The organism is Leisingera caerulea DSM 24564, assembly GCF_000473325.1.
Lineage (GTDB): Bacteria > Pseudomonadota > Alphaproteobacteria > Rhodobacterales > Rhodobacteraceae > Leisingera > Leisingera caerulea.
This window is the reverse complement of the sequence record NZ_KI421513.1, coordinates 250546-267884: the sequence shown is the minus strand read 5'-3', so window position 1 is coordinate 267884 and position 17339 is coordinate 250546. Positions and strand designations below refer to the sequence as shown.

The window sequence follows — 17339 nt, the reverse complement described above, 5'->3', positions numbered from 1 at the left end:
ACATGATTGTTCGCGACTATAACGATATCGTCAAAAGTGAGCGCAACCGCGTTGTTTCAGACGCAAAATGGTCTTCGGTCCGGATGCTGCTGGCGCAGGACGGAATGGGGTTTTCCTTCCATATCACCTTTCTTGAGGCCGGTTCCGAACACACGTTCGAATACAAGAACCACTTTGAAAGCGTCTATTGCATGCAGGGCTCCGGCTCGATCACCGATCTGGCAACCGGCGAAACCCATCTGATCCGGCCCGGCGTCATGTATGCGCTGGATAAGCATGACCGTCACACCCTGCGTGCCGAGGAAGAGCTGGTCATGGCCTGCGTGTTCAATCCGCCGGTCACCGGCAGCGAAGTCCACCGCGAAGACGGCTCCTACGCGCTCGAAACCACTTGAAGAGGCCCCGGTGCCAGCCGGGGGATAGGCAGTGAATTTTCCCGAACATACCGTCGAGAAGATCGGCGGCACGTCGATGTCCCGCATCCGGGAGCTGCGTGACACTTTGATCATTGCTGACCGTTGCGGCAGCGCGCTCTATCACCGGATCTTTGTTGTTTCCGCTTTTGGCGGGATCACCAACTTGCTGCTGGAGCACAAGAAATCCGGGGAACCAGGCGTCTATGCCCTGTTTGCCAACGACGACAACGATCATGGCTGGCTTGATGCGCTGAGCCGCGTGGGGGAAGCGATGGCCGGTGTCCACAACGGCGTTTTGGATAATCCGGCCGACCGGGCGCTGGCTGAAGACTTTGTGCGCGACCGCATTGAAGGGGCCCGCAGTTGCCTGTTCGACTTGCGGCGCCTCTGCTCTTACGGCCATTTTCGCCTGTCGAGCCAGATGATGCTGGTGCGCGAGCTGCTGTCCGGGCTGGGCGAGGCGCATTCTGCATTTGTCACGACCCTGATGCTGCAGCGCGCTGGTGTGAATGCCCGTTTCATTGACCTCAGCGGCTGGCGCGATGAAAGCGAATGCTCGCTCCAGGAGCGGATTGCCGGCGGCCTCAGCTCTCTCGACCTGGCTTCGGAACTGCCTGTTGTCACCGGCTATGCCCAGTGCCGCGAAGGCCTGATGCGGGAGTATGACCGAGGGTATTCCGAGGTTACCTTTTCCAGCATCGCGGCCTTCACCAGGGCAAAAGAGGCGATCATCCACAAGGAGTTCCATCTGTCCTCTGCAGATCCGGCGCTGGTGGGCGCGGATGCCGTGCGCAAACTGGGGCACACGAACTATGATGTTGCCGACCAGCTGTCGAATATGGGGATGGAAGCCATTCACCCCAATGCCGCTAAGATCCTGCGCCAGTCAAACGTTGCCCTGCGCGTTACCAATGCCTTCGAGCCTGCCGACCCCGGCACGCTCATCGACGGTCAGCCTGCCGAAGTCCCGGAAGTTGAAATCGTGACCAGCCTTGATGTTATTGCGCTGGAGCTGTTCGAGCAGGATATGGTCGGCGTCAAAGGCTATGATGCCACTGTGCTTGAGGCTTTGCGCCGCCACAGCGTCCGGATCGTTTCCAAAAGCTCGAACGCGAATACCATCACCCACTATGTCGAGGCATCGCTGAAGGCCGTGCGGCGGGTGGTGAATGATCTGGAGCGTGTCTACCCGTCGGCCCAGGTCGATGCGCGGGCTTTGTCCATCGTCTCAGCCATCGGGCGCGATCTGTCCGGGGTGCAGGCGCTCGGCCGCGGGCTTGCAGCTTTTCACAAGGCAGGTGTCGACGTGATCGCGGCGCACCAGACGCCGCGCAACGTCGATGTTCAATTTGCGGTGCCAAGGACATCAGCGGAAACAGCGGTCGCGGTTTTGCACGCGGCGCTCATTCCGGGCGCCGGTCAGGCTGCAAAAGCAAAAGCGGCGTGAAGCGGCTGCTGGACCCTTGCTGTGCAGCCGGTTCGGCGCGGCGGCCGGGAGCAGGGAACGGCAATGTGGTATCCTGATCCTGAAACGCTTCATTCACCTCTGCACGCCAGCCTGGCAGTAGCCATTGAACAGGCCATTCTGACCAAAGAACTCCCCGCCGGCGCCCGGCTGCCGCCGCACCGTAAGATGGCAGACCGGCTTGGGCTGAGCGTTCACACCGTCAGCAAAGCCTACGAGAGCTTGCGCAAGCAGAACCTGATAGACGGGCAGGTCGGACGGGGCAGCTATGTTTGCGGTCCCGCGCCGCACCCTGCTCCGCAAAGGTCAGAGCGCGAAGGCGGCTTTGATTTCTCCACCGTCAGCCCCGTCCGCAACAAAGAGCACAGCAAGCGGTTTCAGACGTCATTGCAGGAGCTTGCGGCAGAACTGGATCCCTCGGCACTGCAGGCCTGCGGCGCCGTCGCCGGGAGCGGGGCGCACCGGGCTGCCGGGGCCCGGTGGCTGGCAGCCTGCGGGCTTGCGGCTGCACCAGAGCGGGTTCTTTTGACAAACGGCGGCAGCCTCGGAATGTCCGCCGCCTTGTCCGCTCTGACCCGCCCGGGCGACACTGTTTTGGCAGACAGCATTACACACAACCTGCTCGTATCGGGCTGCTCCTACTTGGGCTTGAAGCTTGCGGGACTGAAGGCGGACTCTGATGGCATTTTGCCGGACGCACTGGAGGACGCCTGCCGGACGTCCGGCCCCAAGGTGCTGTGCCTGCGGCCTTCACTGGCCAATCCGGTTCCGGTCATGATGCCGGAGGACCGGCGCAGGGATCTGGCCCGGATTGCGGATGCCCATGATCTCTGTATCGTTGAAGATGATCCGCTTGGCCCCGTGGCAGAGGACCGCCCGCCGCCGGTGTCGGCGCTGCTGCCGGAGCGTTCAGTATATCTGACTACCCTCAGCACATGCGCGATGCCCGGGCTGCAGGCCGGGTACATGGCCGCCCCGGGCCATCTGCGTCCAGCTCTGACAAGCCGCTTGCTGAGCTTCGGAGGAGCGGGCGCGCCATTAATGTGGGAGCTGGCCAGCCGCTGGGTGACGGACGGCACAATGCTGGAATTCACCAGCTGGCAGCGCCACGCCTTCAACAGACGGCACCGCATCGCCAGCCGGGTCTTCCGGGGAATTTCCTGGAGGGGGCATCCCTCTGCCTTGCATCTTTGGCTGCCGCTGCCTGAAGGGTGGAGTTCCGGCAGCTTTTCGCAATACGCGCGTCAGCTGCAAATAGCTGTTGCACCTGATACGCCATTCCTGGCCTCCGGCACGTGCCCACCTGGCGCTGTGCGGGTTTCTCTGGGTGCGGTGCAGGATGAAAGTCATTTCCGTAAAGGGTTGGAGTTGCTTGCAGCACTTCTAAGGATGGAACCGGGCTGCCTGCCGCATCTGGCGCTTTAGCACCGGCGCCCGGATGGTGGTGTCAAAGCTTGCAAGCGTTCCTTCCGGCAGGGTCGGCCTCGCCGCCTGGATTGCCCGCTGCGCTTGCTTCGATCCTTGGGAATTCCGTTTGATGCAGGAGTGTCTGAAATCCGAATGCCGGACTGCTGCGTTCGGAGCGTATTTGGCTGACATGCGGGTCAGCTCTACAACAAACAGCCAGACCTGTGTCCCGCGCCAGACCCTGCACCCCGCATTAGCGCACAACCGTTGCTGTTCAGAGACTGACAAAAGGTCCACTGCCGGATGGCCTAAGAAACGCCTCGCTGGTCAGGGTCCTTGCCGCAGAATGTTGGCCGTTCGCGCTGTAAATCCGCACCTTTGCTTCAGAGCCCAGACTCCCGCTGAACCTTTCAAAGGTCGAAGTGATCCGGAAAAAGACTGTTTGCGATGTAGAGGCAGACACGTTCGGCGCGGCACCGGTCGAATTCTTCTGAGTGGAGATGGAAATCTGTCCACATGCCTTCGAAGAGCGCAATAAAGGCGTCGGCCGCAAGATGGGCGTCGCCATTTGGGTACTTACCCTCGTCGATCAGGCTCTGGCAGATCTCCACGATCGTGTTGTGAAAGCTCGCATCTCTTGAATCGATGTATTTGTGGTACTCGGGATTCGAGCAAGCCTCGGACCTGAACGCGAACCAGATTGCCACATCACGTTCATTCAGAATATCCGGTGACAGATCAACTTTGATAATCCCCATCAGCTTGTCCCTCGCGGAGAGGTCAGGGTTGCGGGCAATCTTTTTCCAGCGTTCGGAATAACTGTTAGACAAGTCTTCAGCGACCGCCAGCAAGAGGTTTTCCTTTGTCTTGAAGTGCAGATTGATCATGCCCCGCGATAGGCCTGATATCTTCTGAATCGCTGCAATCGTCGCCCCGCGGAAGCCGTGTTTGAAAATGGCATCCGCTGCCGAATCCAGAAGGTGGCGCCGGTTCTTCGACTTGCTCAGTTCCCGGGCGTTCTGCCCTTCCTCATGCTGACCGGTGTTGCTCACGTCCTTTGCGAACCTTTCTGACTTGGGTGAATGCCCCTGAGTTTCCAACGGCTTCATACAGCTAAAACCTAATGGCAAAAGCATTTCTTGACAATGAATGAACGTACGTTCAGTTTGTGATTGATGTTACAATCCTGGTGATGCCATGACGCAGCAGACTGCCGACTTCGAAACCGTCCGCGATTGGGACAATGGGAATTTCGTTCATCCGTGGGAGGGAATGGCCTATATCGGCCAGAATGACAGGACTTTCACCGAAGGCGGTGAAGGCATCTATGTCACGACGGAAACGGGCGAGCGCCTGATCGATGGACCGGCCGGCATGTGGTGCGTGCAGATTGGCTACGGCAACACTGAGATCGCCGAAGCAATGGCGCAGCAGGCGCGGGAGCTGGCCTATTTCTCGCCGTTCAACAACGCAAACTCCACCTCTGCGCGCCTGGCCCACGAGATTGCCAAGCGGACGCCGGGCGATCTGAACCACGTGTTCTTTACCACCGGCGGTTCAACTGCCGTGGACAGCGCGCTGCGGTTTATCCAGTTCCGCAACAATGTTCTGGGCCGGCCGGAAAAGAAGATCGTGATCTCACGGCAGAAGGCCTATCACGGCTCGACCTATCTGGCGGCCTCGATGAGCGGCAAGGAACGCGACAAGGGCTGGCTGGACCAGGCATCTCATCTGACCCATTTCCTGCCCAACGTGAATCCTTATGTCCGCGCCGAAGGTCAGAGCATCGAGGCGTTTCTGGATGAGAAGGTGGCGGATCTGGAGAACGCCATTCTGCAGACCGGCGCTGACAAGGTGGCGGCATTCATTGCCGAACCGATCCTGTGTTCGGGCGGGGTGATTGTCCCGCCGGCGGGTTACCACAAACGCTGCCTCGAAGTGTGCCGCCGGCACGATGTGCTTTACATCTCTGACGAAGTCGTCACCGGATTCGGCCGCATGGGCCACTGGTTCGCCTCCCAGAAGGTGTTTGATATCGTTCCCGACATCATCACCTGCGCCAAGGGCATGACCTCAGGCTATGTGCCAATGGGGGCCTGCATCATCTCGGACCGGCTGATCGCCGAGGTATCCGGCGACAAGTCCCGGGATGCGACCTTTTCGAACGGGTTCACTTACTCAGGCCATCCGGTCAGTGCTGCCGCTGCGCTCAAAAACATCGAGATCATCGAACGCGAGGGCATCCTTGAGCATGTGCGGGATGTTACTCCCCATTTCGAGGCCCGGCTCGGAGCCCTCGCGGACCTCCCGCTTGTCGGCGATGCCCGCGGCAAGGGGCTGCTCGGCTGTGTCGAATGCGTGGCAGATGCGTCGGCCGACGATGTTCTCGCACTCGACAAGACCGTGGGCGCCATGATCGATGCGCATTGCCAGGAAAACGGCCTCATCCTGCGCCCGATCATCAACATGTGCGTGTTCTCGCCGCCGCTGATTATCTCCGAAAGCCAGATCGACCAGATGTTCGACATTCTCGAGAACGGCATCCGCAAGACAACCAGCGATCTCGTCAAGCAGGGGGTCAAGCTCGCATGACACAGTACCGTATCGGGTGACCTCGCCGCCCGTAGACGGCAAGCCGGACGGCAGCCGCCGCTTTCTGTCGACATCAATGTCCACTCGGTTAATGGCGGCGTGATCGGCCGGCAGTACGGGTTGCCCAAGCACGACCAGGAGGCGCTGGACGTCCTTGCCCGCCTGTTCCCCGCAGCGGCCCGCCGCATGGTGCCGCAGGGCGCCGGAAGGCTGCTGTATCCAACCGCGATCCGCTCTGAACCGGCGCGCTCGGGGTGCCCGATAGCGTTGGCGCCGCAGTCACGATCAGCCTTCGGCCCGAGCGGGTACACGTCGGCAGCTGCCGCCCGAAAGGGGCCGATGTGGCGGACCCCCGCGGCGGGCTGATCGGCAAGATGCGGGCCGCGGACCCGATCAAGCCGATCGACACCGCGCGGCTAAAAGCCTGGGATGAACTGCTCCCTGCGCTCGCGCAGCTGCCGGAAGTGTCGTCGGAAGGCCAAGTCTGGATGCTGCCGTTTGATCGGGGCCGCACCGGCCTCGTCTGCTGGATCGATCTCGTCGAAGGCAATATCGACCTGAAGACGCTGGCGGACCCCGCGCCCGCACCTGTAATGCCTGGCCGGCCGAGCTGAGCTGCCGCAGCAATCCGGGCTGCATACGGGCGGATTATGCCGGTGTGATGCGCGCAGTGGCAGAGTTCGAGCTGGTGACCGTGATTGCTGATCCCAGCGACGCTTCCGGAGCGCGCGCGGCACTCGAGGGCTGCGGCAACATTGAGATTCTGGAAATCCCGATCAACGATGCCTGGCTGCGCGACAGCGGCCGGATTGGATAGGCTGGTCCCTGGCCGCAAAATTGTGGGCGTGGACAGCACCTTTACCGCGCTCGATGGCGGCGGTATCGGGTGCATCACGCAGCAGCAGCCCGCAGATTCTCTGGCTGCTCCATAAGGCGCCGCCAAGTGTTATAAATAAGAGTTTGCCTCGTCCGGGGCCAGCTCGGAGCGGTGCCTGCCTCATGGGCACCGGCAAGCTCGGATTCGGACCTGAAGCTCGCTGCAGGCGGCCGCACCAGCGCGAAAGGCGGGCTGTGCGGAGCCCTCAGGGCAGGCTGAACCCGGCACCGTCCTCATGCCATTCAACGCACTGATTTTACGGGGATTTATTGGCGTCTTGCTGGCCTCTTTAGGGCTTCATTAAGCATATCGCCAGACTCTCTGAGGGCATTGTCATCGTTGCGAGGGCGCCATGAATGAGGTCATAACTTCGACAATCCAGACCCCGGCCAAAGGGCTGCAGGAACTTTGGGGCTGGTTCGACGTTAGCCAAGACGACAGGGCCCGGGTATCCGGCCTCATGCCTCTGGCAGAACAGAATATCGAGGCAGTCTTGCAGGAATTCTACAGCCGCGAGGGAGGCTACGACCATCCCGGCGGCGAAGCCCGCCCGCATGGCATGCAAGAGGTCAGGGACGAGCAGCGGCGGCATCTGCTGGAGCTTTTTGAGGCGGGCCTCGATCAGAAATACTACAAGGACCGCAAGCGCGCCGGGCTGTTCAACGAAAGCTATGGCATCTCACCCAGCTTCTATCTTGGACTGTACACCTTCGCCATTAACCGGATCTGCGACCTCGTTCGGGAGAGTGCCGATAACGAAGCAGAGGCCCTCGAAACCGAGAAAGCGCTGCGCAAGACGGCGGCGTGCCATCAGGCCATGACGATTGAGGCGTTCTCGGCAGCCAGGAGCGATGCGATTGAACAGCGCGAACGCCAGCTAAGCGAACTGCCGACGCCGGTGCTGCGCCTGCAGGCGGGGCTGCTGCTGGTGCCTGTGGTCGGCGTGCTGGACAGCCACCGGTCGCGGTTTTTGACGATGCAGATTCTGGATGCAATCCGGGATCAGAACGCCCGCGCAGTGGTGCTGGATATTACCGGGGTGGCTGCGGTGGACAGTATGGTCGCCAACCACTTGATACAGACAATGACGGCAACCCGCCTGATGGGCGCTCACTCAGTGCTGACCGGTATCAGCGCTGAGGTGGCGCAGTCTCTGGTGAAAATCGGTGTCACCGGTGAGGCATTGAACCCGGCAGGAGATCTTGAGCGGGGCGTTGAAACCGCGCGCAAGCTTCTGGAGCGCTAGAGTGGTCCGGCGTGTCCCCATTATAAGCCAGGGCGACCTGCTGATCGCAGCGGTGCAGGAGGAGCTGTCCGACAGCGACATCCAGGAAATGCAAAATCAGATCCTGCTTGAGGTTACCCGCCTGGCGGCTTCCAAGGTGATCCTGGATGTCAGCCTGCTGGATGTCATCGACAGCTACGGCACCAGGATGCTGAGCGATATCGCGGCTTCGGTCGCCCTGCGCGGCGCAAAGATCGCGATAGTGGGCATCCGGCCTGAAATCGCAATGGCAATGGTGCTTTTGGGCCTCAAGCTGGAAAATGTTCCCACAGCCCTGAACCTGGATCACGGTATCGCCATTCTGCGAGACGGTCCATGAACGCGCCCGCAGCGGACCCCGCTGTACTGCTGCAGCCGGTATCCTGCGACAGCGATGTCGTGGCGGCCCGCCAGCTGGCACGCCGCCTCGCTGCCGAGCTGGACTTCAGCAGGCCGGACCAGGCTTTGATTGCAACCGCTGTCTCGGAACTGGCCCGGAACATCGTGAACTATGCGCAAGAAGGAGAAGTGGAGCTTTGCACTGCCAGGGGCGGAACAAAGACCGGTATAAAGGTCACGGCCCGCGACCGGGGGCCGGGCCTGGCTGACGTCGAACTGGCTTTGCAGGACGGCTACTCTACCGGCAACAGCCTGGGCCTCGGGCTGCCGGGAACGCGGCGGATCGTCGATCAGTTCGATATCAGCTCAGATCCTGGCCGGGGTCTTGTCGTGACGGTGGTGAAATGGCGTTAAGTGCAGACAGCGGCAGCATCGACTTTGAAACTGGCGGCTCCCGGATAGATTGGGCCGCGGCACAGGCTTCAAAGATGGCAGGCTCTGTGTGCGGCGACGGCTACTTGCTGCGGCGTGCCGGCAACAGGCTGATGGTGGCTTTGGCGGATGGTGTCGGCAGCGGTCCGGGGGCTCAGGACGCAGCAAATGCCTGCCTGGAAGCACTTGCGACGGTCTCCGTCGGTGATATTGCAGAGCTGTTCGAAGCTGCGCATGACCGCATACGGGGCACGCGCGGCGCGGCACTTGCTGTGGCGCTGATCGACCCTGACAGGGCGGCCGTTGAATGGGCTGCACTCGGGGATGTGGAGGGGGTCCTCTGCGCCCTCCTGCCGGGGGGTGAAGACACCGTTCCGATCCTGCAAAAGGGCGGGACCCTGGGGGTGCATTTCCCCGGTGTATTGTCCCAAACCCAGCCGTTCCCGCCAGACCATGCCCTGATCCTTGCCTCGGACGGGGTTTCGCGGCGCTTCCGCGACGCCCTCCCGACGGCCGGCATGCCGCCGCAGGAGTGGGTGGCCTCCTGTCTCGCGACTTTCGGAAAAGACCATGATGACCGCACGGTCCTGGCTGTCTCCCATCAGCGGAGGCACCCATGACCGGTGTTGACCGGCACCCGGCCAAAGAGACTTTGACGCTGGTGGCTGAACGTTACCAGACAGCCTTGGCCGCCTATATCGAAAGCGGAGATCCAGAGCAGTTGGGGGAGGCGTATGAAACAGCGCGTCTTGCCCTGGAAGCAAACGTGCCGTTGCCGGATTTCGGACTGTTGCATTTCGCCGGGCTGCGCAACAGCCTGCTGCCGACGGGTGCTTCCGGCGCATTCCTTGAGCGGGCGGAGGACTTCTTTCTTGAGGGCGTGGCAGTTTATGACATGGCGCTGCGCGGTTACGTCAGCGGCATGGCCAGCCTGAGAAAGGAAATCGCAGAACGCCGCCGTGTTGAGCAGGAATTGCGTGACATTACCTTTGAGCTGGCCCGTCAGCGGGACGAACTGGACCGGGAGGTCCGGACGCGGACAACAGAGATCCGCCTTCGCGCGGAAGAGCTGGAAGGCAAGAACCGGCAGCTGGTGCAGGCCAATCAGGAACAGTCCAATTTCACTTATGCGCTGTCCCATGATCTCAAGACGCCGATCAACACGCTCTATTGTTTTCTGGAGGTCCTGCTTGAGGATTATCAGGCGGACTTAAAGCCCGAAGCACGGGAGCTCATCAGTGATCTGATCGGCACTGCCGCGCGAATGCGCCAGCTTGTGGACGACGTGCTGGATTACTCGAAAATTGTCGGCCATCAGTTCACCCCGGAACGGGTGGATCTGCAGATGCTGGTGCGGCAGGTTCTCAAAGACATGGATTCCCTGGCGGCCGGTTCGCAGGCCGAAATCCGTGTGGGGGCCTTGCCCGTGGTCATGGGCAGCCCGTTCCAGATACGGGTATTACTGACCAACCTGCTGTCGAACGCGCTGACCTACGGCAGCAGCGGGCAAAAGGCGCAGGTCAGGGTTGAGTGTGCTCCAGCCGGTACGGCGGGCAAGGTTCGGCTCTCGGTGTCCGACAACGGTCCCGGCATTCCTGAAGACATGCAGGAGAGGATTTTTGAGCTGTTCAAGCGTCTGCACCGCTATGACCAATGCCCCGGCTCGGGTATCGGACTGGCCCTGTGCAAACGGGTGGCCGAAACCCACGGCACAGAGCTTCGGGTGATTTCGGAATCCGGGAAAGGCGCGGCTTTCAGCGTCGACCTGAATTTGGAGGAGATGCAGGATGGATAGCCGCGACAAAGTGGTTTACGTCATAGATGATGACAGAATGGACCGGAAGTTCGCAGAACGCATCATCAGCCGGTCGCAGGTGTTCGACAAGTTCGAGCTGTTCGACGGGCCACTGGCTGCGATGCAATTCATCAGCGACGGCGGGCGGCCGCCGGAACTCATACTTCTGGACATCAATATGCCGCCCATCAGCGGTTTCGAATTTCTTGAAAGATACGCCAGCCAGATCCAGGCTCTGGACCCGGTGCCTGTGGTTGTGATTGTCAGCACCACGGTCAATCCGGCGGATCTGGACCGCGCGGCCAAGTTCCCATTGATCAAGAAGTTCCTTTGCAAGCCTCTGTCGCCAGAGCAATTGGCCGAAGCGGCGTCGCTATTGCACTGAATTGGCCAGGGGTGAGAAGCCTCCGCCGCAAGCGGCGGTTAGCCGTTTGACCACGGCGCCGGTGCTGCTATTCCTGTCGCCTGGTCCGATAGAGAAAGTGACAGCACATGAGCACCGGCAGTCAGCATCACAGCACGGGCACGCCGCCCGGCCGGCCGGAAGGAGCGCAAGCGCCGCTGCTGCGCAAGCGGTTTGACGATGGCCTCGCCGCTGGCAGCCCTTTTGCGAAATGGGCGGCGGTCTGGAAAAAGATGCTGCTGGTGCAGGACGGCTCAGCCACGCTGATTTGCGAAACTCTGGCTGACGGGCCGGTGCAGCTGGACGTGCTGCACCAGAAGGTCACCGCGGATGTTCTGGAGGGAGTCAGGGCGCATTTGCCTGGCACGTCCTTTATCGAACGCCAGGTGTGCATGTCGCACCGGGGCGAGGTGATGATGGATAACCTGACCTATGTCGCGCTGGAGCAGCTCGATCCGGAGGTGCAGCGGCATCTGGAACAGGGGCTGTCGCCAATTGGGTACATCTTCGATATCAAGCTGACCCGCAAAAGACCGGTGCCGTGCCCGGACGGGGTTCTGTCCCGGCTCTGGCAGCGCTGCGGCGTGCCCGACCCGGAGGCGGCAAGGAGTTATGTCCTGGAGATTGAAAACACCTCCTGCATGCTGATCACCGAGACCTACCGATCGGGCATGCTGCAAGGGCTGCCGCTGGCCGGGCCGGACGCGCAGAGCGCCTGATGGGACAGCGGGTTTGCCGCACCTGCAGCAGGCACGCCCATCAGCCCGGCTTGCCTTTACATGGACTGGGACACCTGCCGCGCAAGTTCCGCCAGCGCGCGGGAGAGAGCGTCAGCGGCAGCGGATGGCCCGGTGCCGCTGGCAGGCGCTTGAATGTCGAAAGGTCTGACAAATTCGCGCACGGTGCCTTCGGGCGAGGAGACCGCAAACTGGCCGGTCAGCTCGAACACCCCGTCGGCACGCGCATAGGCCTGATCGACCCGCACATCCAGCCGCACGTCCGGGCCGGTGTTCAGCGGCCAGGGCTCCATCGCGGCAGAGGCGCCAGTGCGCTCGTTCAGTCCGCGGGCCAGGGCCGCGGTCATGCCGCGGGCCGGATCATCGGCCCATTGCGCCCCGCCTAGGGCAAACAGCGCGCCGCCTTCGCCCTCTGCAACGATCTCGGAGGCGGCGGCGTAGGAGGGCAGGGAGACCAGCCGCACTTCGATGGTGCGGGAGCGCAGGTTTGCCACTTTTTCACCCGGTGCTGCGGAAATCAGGTAGCGGGCCTCATTGGAGGGGCCGCAGGCCGCAAGCAGGGCAAGGGGAGCCATCAAAGTCAGGGATTTAATCATCTTATTGTCCAAACAGCAGAGAATTCGGGTCGCGTTCAATCTTGCGGGCCAATTGCGAGACGGCGCGGGCGGCTGTCTTGACCTCGCGCAGGGCGTCCAGCGTCTCGGAGTTGAAGCTGGAGCGGGCGCCATAGGAGGCAATCAGCGCCTCTGATTGGGCGACCAGCCGTTCCAGCCGGGCGGAAAGGGCCGGCAGGCCTTCGGCTGCGGCGGCCACGGCATCGGCGGCGCCGCGGGCAGAGGCCATGGTGGCATTGGCATTGTCCACCAGCCCGCCCTGGCGCAGCGCCTCCAGCGTGCGGCGCATCTCATCCAGCGCGCCGGTCAGGGCAGGGGGCAGATCGCGGGCTTCCTCAGTGCCGATCAGCGCATCGGCGCTGTTCATCAGCCGGCTGGCGGAGCGGATCAGCTCTTCGGCTTCCAGGGAATTGGCCTTGGCCGCCAGGGCGCGAAAGTCGCTGACCAGGGCAGGAAGCTCATCCGATGCGGCGGCGAGGCTGGCGGCGGCCTGGCTGCCTTGCTCCAGCGCGGCGCTCAGATTGGCCACCGCATTGCCCTGCTGCACCTCCGTCAGCATGGCGCGCAGGTCCGCCACGGCGGCGGTCAGCTCAGCCGGCAGGGCGCGGGTACCGGGATCTGCGACCAGCGCGCGGGTGTCTTCCAGCAGCGCCACCGCAGCGGCGGGAACCTCGCGGGTGCTGTCGGCAGCGGCCAGGTCTTCGATGCTGGCCAGGGTGGCGATGGCCTGCGCCATCAGCTCCTCAACCGGCAATTCGCTGATGCGCTCCATCGCGCCTTCTGCGGTTGCGGTGAAATCGGGCAGATCGGAGGGGGCGCTGGGCAGTTCGGGGAAGGGCTCTGCGCTGCGGTCTAACTGCGCTGGGGCGGCCTCCTCCAGAGTGACGAGTTCAATAATCAGTTCCGAACTCAGCAGCCCGGCGGAGGCCAGCCGCGCCCGCAGCCCGCCTTCGACCGCTTGCTCCAGGAAATCCAGCACCTCTACCTCTCCGGCACCGGGCGGAAGCCCCATCAGCGCAGGCTGCAGAAGCAGTTTGGCAATCAGCCGCACCTCGGCTTCGTCGCTCTGGTTCTGGATGGCGGCGTTCAGGGTGCTGACCTCGCCGACTTTGACACCGCCCAGCTTGACCGCGGCACCGCTGGCAAGCCCAGCGACCGACTCGTCAAAGGCGACAGCCACCGCCACGCCATCCGAGCGCGACCGCGCAAAAGCGGTGCGGCGGGCGGCGGCCTCGTCCTCGTGAATGTCGAAAACCGTGCCCTTGCCCACCGGCTTGCCGCCATCGAAAACGGTGTCGAATTCGATGCCGCCAGCCACCAGCGAGGCGATGCTGTCAACGTCCAGCGACAGCCCGCTGGCGCCGAAGGAGACGGAAAAGCCGGAGGTGTCCCAGAACCGGGTGGCGGAGTTGATGCGGCGGTCATGCGGGGCGTCGATGAAGGCATCGACGACGATACTGTCGCCGCTGACCGTCAGGCGCGGCTGCTCCAGCCGGCCGACCTCAACGCCGCGGAACAGCACCGGCGCGCCTTCGGAGATCATGCTGCCGTCGGTAGTGCGCAGGGTGATCCGCCGGCCCTCCCGGCCCGGCTGCACCAGAGGCGGCCCGTCTTCGCCCTCAAAGCGGGTGGCGGCCACGCCGGGATCCTGGTCCCAGGTGCCTTCGATATAGACACCCGACAGCACGGTGCTGAGCCCGGAAATGCCGCGCGTGCTGACCTCGGGGCGGACCACCCAAAAGGCGGCGTCCTGATCCAAATAGGGGGCAACCTTCTTGTCGATGCGGGCCCAGACAGTGACCTTGCTCAGGTCTTCAGTAAAGCCGAGCTCCTCAACCTGTCCGATCGCCACATCGCGGTAGCGCACCGTGGTTTCATTGGCCACAATGCCGGAGGCGTTCTCGAAAGTGATGCGGATCAGAACGCCCCGGGCGGAATATGCTTGCCACGCTATACCCAGCGACACCGCCAGCGCCGCCAGCGGCACCAGCCAGACTAGGGACAAATTGCGCCACGGCGACGGGCGCTGCGCAGAAACTTTCATCGTGGCGGGTTCAGGCGTGCTCATTCATACTCTCGCTTTTCCGCGTTCCAGATCAGCCGCGGATCAAAACTTTGGGCTGCCAGCATGGTGAAGGCAACCGACAATGCAAAACTGACCGCTGCAATTCCCGGAGTGACGGCAGCGGCGAAATCCAGCTGAACCAGGGCGGTCAGGATCGCCACGACAAAGACATCAATCATCGACCAGCGGCCGATAAATTCGACAACCTCATAAAGCACCAGCCTGCCGTGCCTGCCAAGAGCCGCGGGCCTGCGGACCGAGACCGCCAGATAGCCGATGGCCAGGAATTTGGCGAGCGGGATCACGATGCTGGCAAAGAACACGATGAAGGCGACACCGTAGGAACCTAGGCTGAACAGCTCCACGATGCCGCCAAGCAGCGTGTTCTCGGAGGCGCGGCCAAACGAGGTGGTGCGCAGCATCGGGTAGATATTGGCGGGGATATAGGCGATCAGCCCCGCCGCCAGCCAGGCCCAGACCCGCTGCAAGCTGTAGGCGGACGGCGGGGTCAGCTCGCTGCGGCAGCTGTAACAGATCCGCGCACCGCCTTGATTGACGGCCCCGCAGGTGCGGCAGCCGGTCAGCCCGGCCTCGGCTGCGGTCAGGAACCGCGGCGGGTCTTCAGGGTTTTCCATACGGTCAGCCTGCAAATGGAACTGTCGGTCAGGATGGTCACCACCAGGAGTGCGGCGAAGGCCCAAAAGGCCGGCCCCAGCCCGACCCGGGCGAGGCCGGACACTTTGACCAGGGCCACCGCGACGCCGATAATGAAAATCTCTGCCATCGCCCAGGGTTTCAGCCGTTCCGCCCAGCGGTAGACAGCGGCGGCATGCGGGGCAGGGTGCCAGCCTAGGGCCATCGGCGCCAGGGTATAGACCAGGGCGCCGTAGCGGGCGGCGGGCAGCAGCACGATCAGAAAGCCGGTGGCCAGCGACAGCGGCGCCATCAGCCCGCTGGAAAACGCCAGCACCGCATCCAGCACCGACGCCCGGTGCGACAGCCCCTGCGCCTGCAGCTCCAGAAACGGAAAGCCGGCCGCGGCCGCCAGCAGGATCAGCGCCGTCAGCGACAGCATCGCAATCCGGGTCATCGCCCCCGATTTGGGCGCCGCCAGCACCGTGCCGCAGCGGGCGCATCTGGCGACCGTGTGCTTGGCCACGTCCTGGTTGCGGTGCAGCACGTCACAGGCAGGGCAGGCAATCAGCTGTTCAAGATCCATCTTATCCCTGTAATGTCAGGCGGCCAGCCGCGGCACAGCGTTCAGCCTGCTGCGGTCCGGGGCGCCGGCATCTCCTTGCCCGCGCGCCGGTGGCTGACGAAGGCGCTGCCGCTCATAACCACGAAAAAGCGGCCCAAATCAATCAGAACATACCCTTATTCCAGCCGCACACGCGAGAGCGCCGTGACGTCGCCCCGATCCAGCCCGCGCCGCCCGAAGATTTCCTGAGGCAGCCTCCGCGTGATCCTGTACCGCCCGGAAGCCTCGCCACCGCATCGGCGCCCATACCGCCCGGCCAAAGTGCAGGCAGTGCTGGCAAAGGCGTTTAGTTGCACAATCCGGTGGAGTTTTGCCTGCGGCGAAATAATCACGCTTGCACAAGGGCCGCAACTCAAGAGCGCGAGGCGGGCGCCACCGCCATCCGCGCCGCCAAAACCAAGGGGTTGAACGCCTGCGGCGTCGATATGCTGCGCGCCAGCTACGGCGCAGTGGTGATGGCGGTGAATTCTTCCCCCGGCCTGGAAGGGGTTGAAAAGGCGACCAGTCTGGACATCACTGGCAGGATGGTCGAATTCCTTGAAAAACACGCCAAGTCCGGCGTCACCAGATCCAAGGGCAAAGGGTAGCAGTATGAGGGTGCGGCAGCATTTCACCATCGGCCACGCCAAGGTGGCGCCGGGCGCGCGGCTGACGGTTGACCTGCCGGTCAGCGTTCTGTCCGATCACACGCCGGTCACCATGTCGGCGCATGTTGTGCACGGCCGCCAGGACGGGCCGGCGGTTTTCGTCAGCGGCGGCGTGCACGGGGACGAGGTGATCGGTGTGGAGATTGTCCGGCGGCTCCTGCGCGCGCCGAACCTGACGACACTCAAGGGCACGCTGATCGCGGTGCCGATCGTCAATGCCTTCGGCTTCATCAACCACTCCCGCTATCTGCCGGACAGGCGCGACCTGAACCGGGCGTTTCCCGGCAGCGAGCACGGCTCGCTGGCCTCGCGCCTGGCGCATCTGTTCATGACAGAGGTGGTCGCCCGCTCGGACCTGGGGATCGACCTGCACTCGGCGGCTGTTCACCGGACCAATTACCCGCAGATCCGCATCTCGCCTGATAACCCGCGCACCCGGGAACTCGCCGGGGTGTTCGGCGCGCCCATCGTGATGCAGTCGCAGCTGCGCGATGGCTCTTTGCGCGGCGCGGCCAAGGAGATGGGCAAGGATGTGCTGCTCTATGAGGCGGGCGAGGGCCTGCGCTTTGACGAGCTGTCGATCCGGGCCGGGCTGGCCGGCATCCTGCGGGTGCTGCGGCACATGGGTATGGTTCCGGCCAAGGGCATTTCCAAACCCAAATCGCAGCCGCAGTTCTGCGCCTCCAGCAAATGGCTGCGGGCGCCGATGGGCGGGCTTCTGCGGGTGTACAAGAACGACGGGGAGCTGGTCCGGCAAGGCGATCTGCTGGGATCGGTTTCCGACCCCTTCGGCGAGCAGGACGAGGAGATCCTGGCTCCTTTCGACGGGCTGATTGTCGGCCGTGCGGTGATGCCCGTCGTTAATGAAGGCGATGCGGTGTTCCACCTGGGCAGGGTGGGGTCGGTCGAGCGGGCAGAGGACTCGGTGGAGGATCTGAGCGCCCAGCTGGAGGACGATCCGATGTTCGACGAGGATGAGATCCTGTAAACCGCGGTGGCGTGCTCCGCGGCTGGGAGGTGTTCCTGCG

21 protein-coding genes are annotated in these 17339 nt (G+C 62.9%); 16 read left to right on the top strand and 5 right to left on the bottom strand.

Annotated features, from left to right (window positions below; genetic code table 11):
* Nucleotides 1-2: 2 nt before the first annotated feature.
* From CAER_RS0108480 to ehuR, 3 genes are all read left to right on the top strand, one after another.
* Complete coding sequence (locus CAER_RS0108480; protein ID WP_027234943.1) at nt 3-395, top strand: ectoine synthase; 393 nt, start codon at nt 3-5, stop codon at nt 393-395.
* Between the two features lie 31 nt (nt 396-426).
* Nucleotides 427-1863: an aspartate kinase gene (locus CAER_RS0108475; RefSeq protein WP_027234942.1), complete on the top strand. Its 1437-nt coding sequence runs from the start codon at nt 427-429 to the stop codon at nt 1861-1863.
* 63 nt (nt 1864-1926) lie between these two features.
* Entirely contained in the window at nt 1927-3306 is a 1380-nt protein-coding gene (gene ehuR / locus CAER_RS0108470; RefSeq protein ID WP_027234941.1) for a MocR-like ectoine utilization transcription factor EhuR, read from the top strand.
* 392 nt (nt 3307-3698) lie between these two features.
* Here ehuR and CAER_RS0108465 read toward each other — a convergent pair whose 3' ends face one another.
* Nucleotides 3699-4397: a TetR/AcrR family transcriptional regulator gene (locus CAER_RS0108465; protein WP_245597338.1), complete on the bottom strand. Its 699-nt coding sequence runs from the start codon at nt 4395-4397 to the stop codon at nt 3699-3701.
* 88 nt (nt 4398-4485) lie between these two features.
* Between CAER_RS0108465 and CAER_RS0108460 the strand changes: the two genes are divergently transcribed.
* The 11 genes from CAER_RS0108460 to CAER_RS0108410 all read left to right on the top strand — a co-directional run bounded on the left by CAER_RS0108460 (nt 4486) and on the right by CAER_RS0108410 (nt 11709).
* Nucleotides 4486-5880 carry an aminotransferase gene (locus tag CAER_RS0108460; protein WP_027234939.1) on the top strand — a complete coding sequence of 465 codons (1395 nt, stop codon included), beginning with the start codon at nt 4486-4488 and terminating at the stop codon, nt 5878-5880.
* Between the two features lie 341 nt (nt 5881-6221).
* A complete protein-coding gene (locus tag CAER_RS0108450; RefSeq protein WP_027234937.1) occupies nt 6222-6494 on the top strand; it encodes a type 2 periplasmic-binding domain-containing protein in 273 nt (90 codons plus the stop codon).
* On the top strand, nt 6404-6697 hold the full coding sequence (locus CAER_RS29215; RefSeq protein ID WP_084299500.1) for an agmatine deiminase family protein: 294 nt from the start codon (nt 6404-6406) through the stop codon (nt 6695-6697). Before CAER_RS0108450 ends, CAER_RS29215 begins: the two co-directional genes overlap by 91 nt.
* Nucleotides 6663-6812, top strand: a complete 150-nt coding sequence (locus tag CAER_RS30770) for an agmatine deiminase family protein (protein ID WP_154667757.1) — start codon at nt 6663-6665, stop codon at nt 6810-6812. Before CAER_RS29215 ends, CAER_RS30770 begins: the two co-directional genes overlap by 35 nt.
* A gap of 297 nt (nt 6813-7109) precedes the next feature.
* A complete protein-coding gene (locus CAER_RS0108440) occupies nt 7110-8003 on the top strand; it encodes a protoglobin domain-containing protein (protein ID WP_027234936.1) in 894 nt (297 codons plus the stop codon).
* A gap of 1 nt (nt 8004) precedes the next feature.
* Nucleotides 8005-8361 carry an STAS domain-containing protein gene (locus tag CAER_RS0108435; protein ID WP_027234935.1) on the top strand — a complete coding sequence of 119 codons (357 nt, stop codon included), beginning with the start codon at nt 8005-8007 and terminating at the stop codon, nt 8359-8361.
* Nucleotides 8358-8774, top strand: a complete 417-nt coding sequence (locus CAER_RS0108430; RefSeq protein ID WP_036797176.1) for an anti-sigma regulatory factor — start codon at nt 8358-8360, stop codon at nt 8772-8774. The genes CAER_RS0108435 and CAER_RS0108430 overlap by 4 nt, the downstream gene beginning before the upstream one ends.
* 74 nt (nt 8775-8848) lie before the next feature.
* A complete protein-coding gene (locus CAER_RS0108425; RefSeq protein ID WP_161631084.1) occupies nt 8849-9412 on the top strand; it encodes a SpoIIE family protein phosphatase in 564 nt (187 codons plus the stop codon).
* A gap of 41 nt (nt 9413-9453) precedes the next feature.
* The gene (locus tag CAER_RS28885; RefSeq protein WP_245597410.1) at nt 9454-10587 is read left to right on the top strand and encodes a sensor histidine kinase; all 1134 of its coding nucleotides are present in this window, start codon (nt 9454-9456) and stop codon (nt 10585-10587) included.
* Nucleotides 10580-10972, top strand: a complete 393-nt coding sequence (locus tag CAER_RS0108415; RefSeq protein ID WP_027234931.1) for a response regulator — start codon at nt 10580-10582, stop codon at nt 10970-10972. The genes CAER_RS28885 and CAER_RS0108415 overlap by 8 nt, the downstream gene beginning before the upstream one ends.
* Before the next feature lie 107 nt (nt 10973-11079).
* Nucleotides 11080-11709 carry a chorismate--pyruvate lyase family protein gene (locus CAER_RS0108410; protein WP_027234930.1) on the top strand — a complete coding sequence of 210 codons (630 nt, stop codon included), beginning with the start codon at nt 11080-11082 and terminating at the stop codon, nt 11707-11709.
* 56 nt (nt 11710-11765) lie between these two features.
* On the opposite strand, the gene CAER_RS0108405 is transcribed toward CAER_RS0108410, so the two are convergent.
* From CAER_RS0108405 to CAER_RS0108390, 4 genes are read right to left on the bottom strand one after another with little or no spacing between them, the layout of a single operon-like run.
* Nucleotides 11766-12302, bottom strand: coding sequence for a PqiC family protein (locus CAER_RS0108405; RefSeq protein WP_245597337.1), 537 nt, complete (start codon nt 12300-12302; stop codon nt 11766-11768).
* 22 nt (nt 12303-12324) lie between these two features.
* Nucleotides 12325-14409, bottom strand: a complete 2085-nt coding sequence (locus CAER_RS0108400) for an MlaD family protein (protein ID WP_027234928.1) — start codon at nt 14407-14409, stop codon at nt 12325-12327.
* A complete protein-coding gene (locus CAER_RS0108395; protein WP_027234927.1) occupies nt 14406-15041 on the bottom strand; it encodes a paraquat-inducible protein A in 636 nt (211 codons plus the stop codon). Before CAER_RS0108395 ends, CAER_RS0108400 begins: the two co-directional genes overlap by 4 nt.
* Nucleotides 15008-15625, bottom strand: coding sequence for a paraquat-inducible protein A (locus CAER_RS0108390; protein WP_027234926.1), 618 nt, complete (start codon nt 15623-15625; stop codon nt 15008-15010). The genes CAER_RS0108395 and CAER_RS0108390 overlap by 34 nt, the downstream gene beginning before the upstream one ends.
* A 341-nt stretch (nt 15626-15966) precedes the next feature.
* Here CAER_RS0108390 and CAER_RS0108380 point away from each other — a divergent pair, with 341 nt between their 5' ends.
* Complete coding sequence (locus CAER_RS0108380) at nt 15967-16251, top strand: hypothetical protein (protein ID WP_245597336.1); 285 nt, start codon at nt 15967-15969, stop codon at nt 16249-16251.
* A 4-nt stretch (nt 16252-16255) separates the two neighbouring features.
* Nucleotides 16256-17299, top strand: a complete 1044-nt coding sequence (locus CAER_RS0108375; RefSeq protein WP_027234924.1) for a succinylglutamate desuccinylase/aspartoacylase family protein — start codon at nt 16256-16258, stop codon at nt 17297-17299.
* Nucleotides 17300-17339: the final 40 nt, after the last annotated feature.